This is a genomic window from Williamwhitmania taraxaci, from assembly GCF_900096565.1.
Classification (GTDB): Bacteria; Bacteroidota; Bacteroidia; order Bacteroidales; family Williamwhitmaniaceae; genus Williamwhitmania; species Williamwhitmania taraxaci.
In genome coordinates, this window is record NZ_FMYP01000022.1 from 38,610 (window position 1) to 50,677 (window position 12,068).

The 12,068-nt window shown below is 44.5% G+C and carries 13 protein-coding genes; 11 read left to right on the top strand and 2 right to left on the bottom strand.

Annotation, left to right across the window (positions count from 1 at the left end; genetic code table 11):
• Positions 1-101 precede the first annotated feature (101 nt).
• The 6 genes from BLS65_RS07550 to BLS65_RS07575 all read left to right on the top strand — a co-directional run bounded on the left by BLS65_RS07550 (position 102) and on the right by BLS65_RS07575 (position 4,201).
• Positions 102-635, top strand: a complete 534-nt coding sequence (locus BLS65_RS07550; RefSeq protein ID WP_092437559.1) for a methylated-DNA--[protein]-cysteine S-methyltransferase — start codon at positions 102-104, stop codon at positions 633-635.
• Positions 636-757: 122 nt separating this feature from the next.
• Positions 758-1,096, top strand: a complete 339-nt coding sequence (locus tag BLS65_RS07555; protein WP_092437561.1) for a hypothetical protein — start codon at positions 758-760, stop codon at positions 1,094-1,096.
• A gap of 62 nt (positions 1,097-1,158) precedes the next feature.
• The gene (locus BLS65_RS07560; RefSeq protein WP_092437563.1) at positions 1,159-1,476 is read left to right on the top strand and encodes a hypothetical protein; all 318 of its coding nucleotides are present in this window, start codon (positions 1,159-1,161) and stop codon (positions 1,474-1,476) included.
• A gap of 205 nt (positions 1,477-1,681) precedes the next feature.
• Entirely contained in the window at positions 1,682-2,638 is a 957-nt protein-coding gene (locus BLS65_RS07565; RefSeq protein ID WP_092437565.1) for a hypothetical protein, read from the top strand.
• Between the two features lie 329 nt (positions 2,639-2,967).
• Positions 2,968-3,555, top strand: coding sequence for a SanA/YdcF family protein (locus tag BLS65_RS07570; RefSeq protein WP_092437584.1), 588 nt, complete (start codon positions 2,968-2,970; stop codon positions 3,553-3,555).
• A gap of 130 nt (positions 3,556-3,685) precedes the next feature.
• The gene (locus tag BLS65_RS07575; RefSeq protein ID WP_092437567.1) at positions 3,686-4,201 is read left to right on the top strand and encodes a hypothetical protein; all 516 of its coding nucleotides are present in this window, start codon (positions 3,686-3,688) and stop codon (positions 4,199-4,201) included.
• A gap of 97 nt (positions 4,202-4,298) precedes the next feature.
• Here the strand turns inward: BLS65_RS07575 and BLS65_RS07580 are convergent, their stop codons facing one another.
• A complete protein-coding gene (locus BLS65_RS07580) occupies positions 4,299-4,649 on the bottom strand; it encodes a hypothetical protein (RefSeq protein WP_125869800.1) in 351 nt (116 codons plus the stop codon).
• Between the two features lie 260 nt (positions 4,650-4,909).
• Between BLS65_RS07580 and BLS65_RS07585 the strand changes: the two genes are divergently transcribed.
• From BLS65_RS07585 to BLS65_RS07600, 3 genes are all read left to right on the top strand, one after another.
• On the top strand, positions 4,910-5,512 hold the full coding sequence (locus BLS65_RS07585; RefSeq protein ID WP_092437571.1) for an RNA polymerase sigma factor: 603 nt from the start codon (positions 4,910-4,912) through the stop codon (positions 5,510-5,512).
• A 1-nt stretch (position 5,513) separates the two neighbouring features.
• Entirely contained in the window at positions 5,514-5,873 is a 360-nt protein-coding gene (locus tag BLS65_RS07590) for a hypothetical protein (protein WP_092437573.1), read from the top strand.
• 293 nt (positions 5,874-6,166) lie between these two features.
• Complete coding sequence (locus BLS65_RS07600) at positions 6,167-6,982, top strand: dienelactone hydrolase family protein (RefSeq protein WP_092437578.1); 816 nt, start codon at positions 6,167-6,169, stop codon at positions 6,980-6,982.
• A 154-nt stretch (positions 6,983-7,136) separates the two neighbouring features.
• Here BLS65_RS07600 and BLS65_RS07605 read toward each other — a convergent pair whose 3' ends face one another.
• A complete protein-coding gene (locus BLS65_RS07605) occupies positions 7,137-9,560 on the bottom strand; it encodes an ABC transporter permease (RefSeq protein ID WP_092437580.1) in 2,424 nt (807 codons plus the stop codon).
• A 1,935-nt stretch (positions 9,561-11,495) separates the two neighbouring features.
• On the opposite strand from BLS65_RS07605, the gene BLS65_RS07610 reads away from it, so the two are divergent.
• Together BLS65_RS07610 and BLS65_RS07615 are read left to right on the top strand one after the other, a co-directional pair.
• A complete protein-coding gene (locus tag BLS65_RS07610; RefSeq protein WP_125869801.1) occupies positions 11,496-11,756 on the top strand; it encodes a PIN domain-containing protein in 261 nt (86 codons plus the stop codon).
• A 17-nt stretch (positions 11,757-11,773) separates the two neighbouring features.
• A partial coding sequence (locus tag BLS65_RS07615) for an IS1 family transposase (protein WP_139180955.1) occupies positions 11,774-12,068 on the top strand: 295 nt, incomplete at its 3' end.

A 12,068-nucleotide genomic window follows, 5' to 3' on the forward strand; every position in this document is an offset into this window, starting at 1 on the left:
TTTGAGAACGACCCATTTCGTATCAGCGATGTGTTTTTCTCATTTTCAAATCTTCAAATTGGGATATCTTTTCCGATCTTTGCCATTATGAACTGTGTGGCATGAACACCATTAGCATCGATTACTTCAGCACTCCCTTTGGCGAACTGGTCCTTGGATCGTTTGGCAACGCGCTTTGCCTGTGCGATTGGCGCTACCGTAAGATGCGCTCCGAGATCGATTTTCGTATAGCGTCGGGGTTGGCTGCAACCTACCAACAAGGTGAAACGCCCATTATTGCTCAGACAAAAGCGCAACTTGCCGATTACTTCGCCGGAATAGCCAAAACATTCGATCTCCCGATGCTCCTAGTGGGTTCCGATTTCCAGAAGAGCGTATGGCATGCGCTGCTTGAGGTTCCCTACGGCACAACCGAAACCTATCGTGGCCTTTCCAAGTCCATGAACAACCCTAAGGCCATTCGTGCGGTGGCCTCGGCCAACGGTGCCAATGCGCTTGCCATCATTATCCCCTGCCATCGTATTATTGGCAGCACCGGCGAGCTGGTGGGCTATACCGGCGGACTCCCCGCCAAGCGCAAGCTCCTCGATCTGGAATCGGCTGGCACCACGCACCAGCTATCGCTGTTCGATTAGGTTTATCTGAAGAGGCCGAAGCCGAAATATACCAAAACGATGCTGGAGCATGCCGAACCAGTAGCCAAGTAGCAACCTATCTTTATTATGCCCAAAGTCAGCTCTCGGTAGGAGCATGTAAATTGTACTATTCGCACAGTAATCCTCGCTGTATCGTAATAAACTCCAAGCTGGGTGCCTTAAACCTTAAGCTGGATGCCTTAAATATTAAGCTGGGTGCCTTAAACCTTAAGCTTGACGCCTCAAACCTTAAGCTGGGCGCCTTAAACCTTAAGCTTGGTGCCTCAAACCTTAATCTGGATGCCTTAAATCTTAAGCTGGGCACCTTAAACCTTAATCTTGGCGCCTTAAACCTTAATACCGCCAGTCAAACCATTGATAGCACCCCATACGTTGAAACAGGGTTCGAAATTTCGCGCAGATCAATATCGATTATAAGTTGGGCTGGAAAGTGTAGATAACGTGCTAATAAAAAATTACATTTGAGCATTATTTACAAGTATTCCTTAAACCAATCTATTCCATGCAAACCAGAACCTGCCCTCATTGTGCACATAAATACAGCGCCATTACATACATTCTAAAGGTTTTATCGAGATTCGATGATTACCGTGGATGGCCCTGCGAGCAGTGTGGCACAATCCTTACCGTTGATCCTAAGCGACGAATGAAGGTGAGCCTTATTGCTTTTTTACCCACCATAATTGTCAATACCATTTTGATTTCATTCCGGCGCGATATGGGTATCTCGTTACTGGGAACCTTCTTATTTGCTGGGGCATTTCTATTGGTTTGGGTTTTACTTATCTATAGTTTCGATAACTTTAAGTTGAAGGAGTAGTTAAGCGTAACTATCTTCTTTTTCTAACTAAAAGTTCAGCAATGAAGTTTATTTGTCCCCTAGTAGCGGTTGAGGATATGGATCGGGCGCACAAGTTCTACGAGGAGGACATAACCGTTGAAGGCAATTTTCGGTGGAGTTTGTAGGGATGAGTATCTTGCCGTTTTAACCTATTTTATTGGCTTAAATGTATTAAACTAGAACTATGAAACTCTCCATCCTTTTTTTCGGCCTACTCCTTTCCTTTACTAGCTTTGCACAAGCCCAAACCAGCTACGCACTGGAGCAAAAGATTTTGGATTGTTTTTATCGGCAGCATGAGGTTAACAATATCGATGTTCGAAAGACTATCGTAAACCTCGAGACGGTTTTTGTCAACCATAAAATTCTTGCCGACCGGTCGGGCAAAAGCTACATCAGCCTGATTGAATCCATAAAAACCGGGAATCTTCCCAACATTGGCGATCCCGGTTTACTGAGTGATATTGATGCACTGGGGTATATTCCCGTGACGGTGTTCTGCAAGGATACCAACACCATTAAGTTCAATGCTGCGGAGATTGACCGTTCAAAGCTAAAGTATGTGCTGCATATTTACGACTCGCTTCTGGTAAGCGGCGATGTTTCCAACCCCATAATTGCAGAAGAGCTGCTGAAGATTTTTACCGCAAAGGATCTTGAGCAGGAATTTTATAAATCGCTGGAACTGCTTGTTATTACCAACATGATTACGATGAACCGCGAGGTGGAGAGCGATCCCACCACCATGTCGGGCGTGGTAAAAATGGAGAGTCGATCGAACAATAGCTACTTTTTACTTGTAAAAAAGGATAGGATTGTAGCGCAGGGCAAGTCCATTGGACTGGACGAGCTGAAGCAAAGGATTAAAACGTTTCTGATGGAAACCGCCGATCAAACCCAGATAGAACTGCCAACCATTGGCAAGCAACGAACTTCTGCCGGAATCATTATTCTTCAAAGCGAACCCGATACCCCTTATAACTTGTATGCAAGGGTTAAGCGCGAGCTAGAAGATGCCTATCGGGAGATTCGAAATTCCTATTCGGTAAAGTTTTTCAAGGTTAGCTTCGACCATCTTGATAAGCAGAAGCAGGAAATAATCATGCAGTTGGTGCCGGAGCGGATTTCGGAAGTAAAATAACCTCTCTAATGTTTATAATATTCAATTAAAGGGTTACAAAAAGTAAATTCCGGAATAGGAATAGTGTTACATAGGCCTGAAAGGCCGAAATATAATAGACGGGGGCGATTCCCGACGAAGGAGGGTAGCCCCCGGCTAAATGAAACATACCAAATGGCGGCGCGCACAGCAGCGTCAAAGAGATATAGGCCGGATTGCGCCGCCTTCACATTACGAAACATTATCGAGCATACATGAAGCTTATAAATAGATTCAAGCGAATTACAATTTTATGGACCAAGTGGAGCAAGCCCATCTATTGGATTATAGGAATTGGTGCAATAGCCTCAATGATACTAATGCTTTATGCAAACTCATGTATTGAACGCAGCACCAAGCCTTACATATATAGCAATGTGCATGATGTGCCCTACAATAGCGTTGGGTTGCTGCTGGGAACTAATAAACTTCTTCGTTCCGGTAAGCCAAACCAATATTTTGCCTACCGAATTGCCGCCACGGTGGAGCTATACAAAGCCGGGAAAGTTAGCAACATCGTTATTAGTGGCGATAACAGCACAAAGGGCTACAATGAACCACAGGATATGAAGGAGGCCTTGTTGGCAGCCGGTATCCCTTGTGAAAGAATTTACCTCGACTTTGCCGGATTCCGCACATTCGATTCCGTTGTTCGAATGAACAAGATTTTTGGGCAAAGCAGCTTTACCATTATATCACAGCAGTTTCATAACCAACGTGCCATATACATTGCCAAGTTTTTTGGGCTAAATGCATCGGGCTATAGCGCCAAAGATGTTGATGCCTACAACGGGTTTAAGACCCAATTACGCGAGAAGTTTGCACGTGTAAAAGTGATGCTCGATCTTTACTTTGGGAAGGAACCAAAGTTTTTGGGGGAGAGAATTCCGATTCGGTAATGGCAAAACAATTATCTCCCCAAAAGTAAGCCGTAGGATTAATGAAATTACAGGAGCATGATCTCTTAAACAGACATTAACGCATTATCGTCGGTGTATTTCCCATTCTTATAAACACAAATTATCAGGTATGATTACCACGAAGCAAACATCCAAGGAGTATTTTAGAGAAGGTAAAATAGTATTCTACGCCCTAGCCGTATCGCAGCTTTTCTTCGGCCTTATTGCATTTCTGCTGGTGTATAGCAAGACCATTGCACCGCCAGAACCTGCGCTGCAAAATAGTATTCTAATCATCGTTACGCTATTTGCTGCGGGAGGATTTGTTGGTAGCAATTTTGTTTTTAATCGGAAGCTAAAAGCGTTAAAAACCAAGTTGGAATTAAAGGAGCGGATGGCCGATTATCGCTCGGCTCTTATGATTAGGTATGCGCTTTTGGAGGCACCGGTAATGCTTGCTATTATCCTCTATTTCTTAACCTGCGATATCCTATTCTTGGGCTTAGCTGCGCTTATTGTCGCATACTTCTTAACCCTAACCCCCACCCGAGAGCGAGCCATAAAGGATTTAGAGTTGAGCAACAAGGAGCAAGAACAGATAAACGATCCCAATGCCGTAATTGCGGAGATCAGCACGATAGTATAAGCTGAAAATATCTTATACGATAACAGCACCAATAAAAGAAAGCCCTTCAAATCGAAGGGCTTTCTTTCTCAAAACTAAACAACAATAGGTGATGTAATTACTTTTTCTTGTTCACAATAAAGAAGTAGGTAAGAAAACCAGCTGCAATAAATATCAGCTCAATACCAAACGGAACCGCGGCATGGAATCCTGTCTCCAGTGCATGGGGATCGCGGAAAAAGAATAGGTCGTTTACCAGCAAACCTAATCCGGCAAAGAGCGCTACTAATCCCCACTTAAGCGTTGGATAGCGATTTTCGTTATCTGCAATTGGTATCTCGCCTAGGATATCTGCCTTACCCAAATGACCGGTTTTAATAATTTTTCGCTTTAGCAGAAAGTCGGTAAACATCTTAAGGATGCTATAAATCCCGATGAATACAGTGGCCGTAATAAATACTTCTGTCATATCTGAAAGGTTTAAGTGATGTTTCTGTAACATTAGTCGAAGGCTGTGCAAAAAAGGTTGCAGAGAATAATTTGCTAATTCCTTAATTTGCTAAAATGCTAATAAGATTATGGTTCTTGGAGTGGCTATAGATATTTGTGAAGGGAACAAGATCGCAATCTCACATTCCGACTAACTTCAGCTTAACTACCGACTAATTCCCGTTTAACTTCTTCAAATTATTATCTTTCCTGCAACCTTTTCAGCCTATCTTCCGACTAATGGATTGGATGAACGATAAAGAGCTTATTGCGCAGATACAGGGTGGAAACACCAATGCATTCCGATTTCTGGTGAATCAGCACCGAAAGTTGGTATGGCACATGGTGCTGCGTATGGTTCGGCATCACGAAGATGCAGAGGATATTTGTCAGGAGGTGTTTATTCGCGTATTCAAGAGTATGGCAAAATATCGAGGCGATTCGAAGCTCTCCACCTGGATAGCGGCTATTGCCTACAACACCTGCCTCGATCATCTTAGGAAGAAAGGGAAGGCGTTTGTGATGCACACCGATACGTTGCCAGAATCGCCAACAGGCAGCACCTCGCCATCCACACCGTGGGAGGAGTTGCAGCGTGGCGAGGTTAAGACGATTGTGCACGGCATTATTGAAAACCTTCCGCTCCACTATCGCACGGTGATTACGCTCTTCTACTTGGAGGAGTTCTCGATTCAGGAGATCGAGTCCATCACAGCCATGCAGGAGGGAACCATTAAAAATTACCTCCATCGCGGACGAAAGCTTATTCAGGAAGCAGTAGTAACCAATTTTCCCGAAATGGCTCGAATCGCACAACCAACTAACGATAATAAATTAGCATGATATGAAAAGCGAAAACCTCGATCAGATTATCGACAGGGCGCTTTCGACCCCTCCCGAGAGGGAGATGCCCGATACCTTTACCGAGCGCTTTATGCAACGGCTCGAAAAGCGAATTGCCCTCCGCGACATCCTTTTTGACTTTGGACTCAAGGTGGTCGTTACGGTAGGAGTGCTTATGGTGCTTGGCATGGTGTTTCTCTTCGTAAACTGGGGCAAAGAAATTCAGGATAATGAACTCGTTCAATATCTCCTCGAGAATATTGTTCCCATCGCCATGTTTTTGACAGGTATCGTCTTTACTTTTATTATCGATCAAGTGCTGTTGAGGTATTTTTTGCGCCGCAGAAATTTGGGTAGGTAAACCATCTTAATGCTTGGACCTTCTTTATCTGGGTTGTAATAGCCTATGCGAGCATTTTGTAAATTGTTTTGCACAAATTGCCATTTGCGCCGTAGTTCCGATAATGATTACCGCTGCCATCCTTTATATTCTCCCTACCGTGACTTCCCTTTTGGGTGTTTGTTTGCCCTAAAATGTTTGTATAACTTTCCACAATAAGTCGTTTATTTTTACGCGTTGGGGCGCATGGTTGCAACATTGCTTATGGTATTGCTGTTTAGCATTTCTAACAACTGAATTTAATAGGTGGAACTATGAAAAGATTTTCAGGATTATTATTCTCCATTTTAGTATTGAGCACCCTTGTTTCGAATGGGGCGGAACCCTTAATAAAACCTGCTATTCCGGCGTTATATGGGCAAGAAGTAACCTACGAGCTCGATGGTGTTGTAATGAAAGGCTATGCCATTTATAATGCAACCCTTACTGGACCTTTACCTGTAGTGCTGGTGGTGCCCGAATGGTGGGGCAACAACGATTATGCACGCCAGCGTGCTACTATGCTTGCCCAGCAGGGTTACTTTGCATTTGCTGTAGATATGTATGGCGATGGAAAGATTGCCGAAACACCTCAGCAGGCGCAGGAATTTTCCTCTGTTCTTTATAAGAATCCCGCGCTTGCCCTATCTCGGTTGAAAGCCGCTTTAAAGCGAGCGGGAGAATTCCCTCAAGCCGATATTACAAAGGTTGCCGCCATTGGCTACTGCTTTGGCGGATCTATGGTGCTAAATGCCGCAAAGATGGGCATGGATCTCAAGGGCGTTGTAAGCTTCCATGGTGGATTGGCTGGAGTTCCCGCCACAAAGGGCAGCGTGAAGGGTAAGATTTTAGTTTGCCACGGCGGTGCCGATACCTTTGTTCCCGAAGCGGATATTGTTAAGTTCCGTAAGAACCTCGACACCGAGAAAGTTGCCTATACTTTTACGGTTTATCCCGACGCAACCCACGCATTTACTAATCCCGAGGCCACTGAAATAGGAACAAAATTCAATATGCCTATTCGATACAACCCCGAAGCCGACTCCAAATCGTGGGACGAGATGTTGGCGTTTCTTAAGGGGCTCTTTTAGCCCTGATGAACGGTGACAAGTATGATTGACGCAACTTTTCCTCCAACGATTACGCAGAAAGGCTTATAGCAACTTTATTTTAAGATGGAATGATATAAGAATTTAAAAATGGACGCACAACGCTGCGTCCATTTTCAAATCCTCAAATCGACACCTATTCATACAGCAGCGAATCTACCGGATTAGCCGTTGCGGCCTTTATGGTTCGGTAGCTTATGGTTGCCAAGGCAATCACTATGGCAATGCCAAATCCAATAACAAAATCGAAAACACCCAAGTTTATTCGATAGTAGTAGTTCTGTAGCCAGCTGTTGCCAATGTAGAATGCAACAGGAATGGCAATGGCTGTTGAGATGGTAACCAGCACAATTATTTCCTTGGATATCAGGAAGAATATGCTGAATACCGATGCTCCCATAGTTTTCCGAATTCCTATCTCCTTGGTGCGCTGCTCCACGGCAAATGAGGTGAGACCAAACAGCCCAAGGGCAGCAATAAAGATGGCCAAAATGGCAAACAGCACCGCCATCTCCGCATTCTGGCGTTCCTCCTTGTAGAGTCGGACAAAATCTTTATCCAAGAAGAAATAGTTCAGCGGATCGTTGGATGTAAATTCCTTCCATACCCCTTCAATCCCCGCTATTGTTTTCTTCATATCTTTTGGAGCCACCTTAATGGTAATATATCCCCAATTGAACCCCTCCTTCTTGAAGCGGAATACATGTGGATTGATTCTCGACTGCAGCGATTCAAAGTTGAAGTCCTTCACCACCCCAATCACCGGCATATACTCTTTTTTGGTTACATCTTCCGAGGGCGTAATAAAGCGGGTAGTGAGCGGGGTTACAAGAGTAAACTGTTTTACAGCGCTTTCGTTTATTACACAGCCATCCTTATCGGTTGCGAAATCATCGTTAAAGAACCTGCCGGAGATCATCTTATGTCCATAGGTTTCCAAATAGTCATAATCCACCCATACGGTTTGCATCAGGAACGTTTCCTGTTCACGCCCCTCCATCATATAGCTATTATTATTGTTGCCATGGCCTGGCACGGCGGTTGAGGAGGCCACCTTTATCACTCCGGGAATCTTATTCAGCGCATCCTTAAATGCAGTTATGCGATCGCCAATGGTTTCGGCGCGGGTAATCACCATCAGCTGTTCCTTATTAAAGCCAAGATCCTTCTTAAGCATAAAGCTAATCTGTCTGAACATAATGCTGGTTCCCACAATCAGGATAATGGATATGGTAAATTGAATCACTACCAGTAAGCTTCGGAGCTTACCATTTTTCATGCTGCCCTTTACTTTACCCTTCAGAACCTCATACGGATTAAATGAGGAGAGAAAGAATGCTGGATAGCTGCCGGCAAATAGTCCAATTATTAGGGAGAAGAGCAATAGTCCGGGAAGAATATACCAGCTGCCGAGATAGTCGATTTTTAATTCTGCATCCAGTAAACTATTGAAGTAGGGCATAGCCAGCTCAACTATTAGGATGGCAAAAACAAGGGCAATCGTAGTTAGCAGCATCGATTCTGCAATAAACTGGCTAATAAGCATACCGCGCGAGGAACCACATACCTTCTTCATACCCACTTCCTTTGCGCGTTTGGCTGCTTGTGCCGTGGATAGGTTCATAAAGTTGATGGCTGCAATTACGATGATTAAAAGTGCGATGCTTCCAAAAATCAGTAAATACTTTGGATCGCTGGGCGCCTTCATGTCCTGCTGGATGGATGGATCAAGGTGTATATCCTCCAGGGCTTGCAGGTTCATGTCATATCTATTGCCTTTGGCAAGAAACTCCTCCATGGATAATCCCAGGTACTGGAGTATTTGTGGACCAACATACTTTTTCAACAGGGCGGGTATTTTTGCTTCAACCTGTTTTGCTTTAGTATTTGGTTTTAGAAGCAGGTAAGTATTAAAGCTGTTGCTGGTCCATTCGTTATCGTTGGCACGCTTGTTGGTCATAAACGAGCCAATAACGCTCACCTTAAGATGTGATGTCTCCGGCACGTCTGCCATTACACCGGTTACGCGGTACATCACCGTATCGTCGCCCACCTTCAGCAGCTTATCCATCGGGTTCTCCTGTCCAAAGATTTTCTTTGCGGTGGTAGCGGACAGAACCAATGTGTGCGATGCATTTAGCACGCTCTTCTTCTCGCCTGATAGCAGCGGAATCGAAAAGATATTGAAGAACGACGAGTCGGCCTCTACAAAGTCTTTCTCTATAAAACTTTGATTCCCATTCTTGAGTATCGTTTGACCCCAGCTGTTTAGCCGCACAAAATCTTCAACCTCGGCAAACTCCCTCAGCATTGTGGGACCCATGGGCGATGCCGAGGAAGATACCTTTAACTCCTGTCCACCAATTTTTCCATTAAGTACTAAGCGATAAATCCTATCGCCCTTTTCATTGAACTTATCGAAGCTAACCTCGTGCACCACAAACAGAATAATCACAAGGCTACATGCAATGCCAATGGCCAATCCCAATACATTGATGGCCACATAGCCCTTTTGACGATTCATTGCCCGGAGGCTATGCTTAAACAGATTCTTGAACATAGTAATATTGGATAAATGCTTGAAAAACGTCTCTATTCCTCTTACAAAACGAAAGTCTTTTACAATTGCTGCTTCCTTACATCCTATTAGATGTAATTGGTCACCGAAAAGTTACAATATATTTCGAAGAATTAGAATTTGATGAGAATTCGACATTATTAGCAACCATTTCGCGTTCATAAACCGATAATTACACGGCATCCGGCAATCAATACACCGCAACAACATGCGCCGCGTGGTAAACGCAGCCGAATTCATTCAGCTAGTTCGTAGACTACCTACCCTCTAAATCTCCCCAACGGGACGCCCTTGCACGTTTGGTTAGGTTTTGTGGCAAGAACAGTCCGAGCGCGACTATTATGCGGAAGAAAAGAAGTCGCACCCGGACTAGTTCGCTTTCCCCGCCACTACCTTCTAGCCTTCGCAGAACCCAGAAGCGTTTATTCGTAGTATAGTGCCACCAACTTATTCTTTGTTGTGCGTAACCTGACGGGGTGACTCCTCTCTCGGAAGAAAAGTCACCCCGTCAGTGGTAAATGCCTTAGGGTTTACGGTAAACCCCGGCGGGGTTTCATGTTTATAGAAACAGCCGAATCCGCGAACCTTCGACCCCAGCTGGGGTCGCATAGCTACATACATTATCTTTCTATAAACATGCGATGCCTCCGGCATCAAGCCCGTAGGGCTTAAATTTGAATAGCCACAGGTGAAACCTGTGGTCAACGATACCCAAAATGCACCAACCCCGAATGGGGTTGAATATCTATGGTAAGGTGAGTGTTGATATTTTTATGCACAGTCCGAGCGCGACTATTATGCGGAAGAAAAGAAGTCGCACCCAGACTAGTTCGCTTCCCCCGCCACTACCTTCTATCGTTCGCAGAACCTAGAAGCGTTTATACTTAGTATAGTGCCATCAACTTATTCTTTGTTGTGTGTACCCTGACGGGGTGACTCCTCTCGCGGAAGAAAGGTCACCCCGTCAGTGGTAAATGCATCAGGGGTTCACGGTAAACCCCGGCGGGGTTTCATGTTTATAGAAACAGCCGAATCCGCGAACGTTCCACCCCAGCTGGGGTCGCATAGCTGCATACATTATCTTTCTATAAACATGCGATGCCTCCGGCATCAAGCCCGTAGGGCTTAAATGTTAATAGCCACAGGTGAAACCTGTGGTCAACGATACCCAAAATGCACCAACCCCGAATGGGGTTGAATATCTATGGTAAGGTGAGTGGTGATATTTTTATGCACAGTCCGAGCGCGACTATTATGCGGAAGAAAAGAAGTCGCACCCGGACTAGTTCGCTTTCCCCGCCACTACCTTCTAGCGTTCGCAGAACCTAGTAGCGTTTATTCGTAGTATAGTGCCACCAACTCTTTTTTTGATGTGTGTAACCTGTCGGGGTGACTCCTCTCGCGTAAGAAAAGTCACCCCGTCAGTGTTAAATGCATTAGGGGTTCACGGCAAACTCCAGCGGGGTTTCATGTTTATAGAAACAGCCGAATCCACAAACGTTCCACCCCAGCTGGGGTCGCATAGCTACATACATTATCTTTCTATAAACATGCGATGCCTCCGGCATCAAGCCCGTAGGGCTTAAATCTGAATAGCCACAGGTGAAACCTGTGGTCAACGATACCCAAAATGCACCAACCCCGAATGGGGTTGAATATCTATGGCGAGGTGAGTGTTGATATTTTCAGGAGCTGATAGAGCACATGAATATCAAGACAACCAAGATCTACACGAATATGAGCATAACAGGCTTGAAAAGAACTCGCTCACCTTTTGATGACTTGTAATTATTTTGCTTCCTTTGGTATAAGAAATAAACCGCACTAAAGGTGTGTTTATACATACCAAAAGGGGTGGATAAACGGACATTTTGTCCGTTTATAAACAAGTTAGCTGTCATTATAAACAAGACGACTATGAACATAGCATTAGACACGAATATTTGGATTTACCTCACTAAGGACACTTTTTTTGAACTTTGGACGAAATTCAAAGAGATGAAAGAAAATGGGGAAGTTAAAGTTCTTGTGAACGATATCATCCTAAAAGAATGGGCAAGAAATAAGCCGACAACAATCAAGACACTGACAAATAACATTAAGAACGAATACAAATCGGCATTAAATCTTTCGGCTCTATTCAGTGATAATGTTGTTGCAAAAATTTGCTTATCTTAGTGGAAAGTCTCTATGATATGACAATAATTGAACAAATCCGAGAACTCGCAAAACAGTTGACAGAACAAGAGCGCGTTACGGTAATGCGGGAGCTGAAAAATACGGATGCATCACTTACGGCTCAGCTGGGGGAGGCGAAAGTCTGCCCCCACTGCTCGAGCAGCATGATCATTAAGCACAGCATGTTCAATGGGAGGCAGCGCTCCAAGTGCAAAACGTGCGGCAAGACCTTTACTATGCTTACCGGAACGCCCATACACGGGTTGAAAAAGGTTTCACTTTGGCAGGATTACTGCACGTCCATGATGAGTG

Coding starts and splice junctions, on each gene's coding strand:
- BLS65_RS07580 (WP_125869800.1), bottom strand. CDS start 4,649: ATGACAGAAGTATTTATTACGGCCACTGTATTCATCGGGATTTATAGC.
- BLS65_RS07610 (WP_125869801.1), top strand. CDS start 11,496: ATGAACATAGCATTAGACACGAATATTTGGATTTACCTCACTAAGGAC.
- BLS65_RS07590 (WP_092437573.1), top strand. CDS start 5,514: ATGAAAAGCGAAAACCTCGATCAGATTATCGACAGGGCGCTTTCGACC.
- BLS65_RS07570 (WP_092437584.1), top strand. CDS start 2,968: ATGATACTAATGCTTTATGCAAACTCATGTATTGAACGCAGCACCAAG.
- BLS65_RS07605 (WP_092437580.1), bottom strand. CDS start 9,560: ATGTTCAAGAATCTGTTTAAGCATAGCCTCCGGGCAATGAATCGTCAA.
- BLS65_RS07550 (WP_092437559.1), top strand. CDS start 102: ATGAACACCATTAGCATCGATTACTTCAGCACTCCCTTTGGCGAACTG.
- BLS65_RS07565 (WP_092437565.1), top strand. CDS start 1,682: ATGAAACTCTCCATCCTTTTTTTCGGCCTACTCCTTTCCTTTACTAGC.
- BLS65_RS07585 (WP_092437571.1), top strand. CDS start 4,910: ATGGATTGGATGAACGATAAAGAGCTTATTGCGCAGATACAGGGTGGA.
- BLS65_RS07560 (WP_092437563.1), top strand. CDS start 1,159: ATGCAAACCAGAACCTGCCCTCATTGTGCACATAAATACAGCGCCATT.
- BLS65_RS07600 (WP_092437578.1), top strand. CDS start 6,167: ATGAAAAGATTTTCAGGATTATTATTCTCCATTTTAGTATTGAGCACC.
- BLS65_RS07575 (WP_092437567.1), top strand. CDS start 3,686: ATGATTACCACGAAGCAAACATCCAAGGAGTATTTTAGAGAAGGTAAA.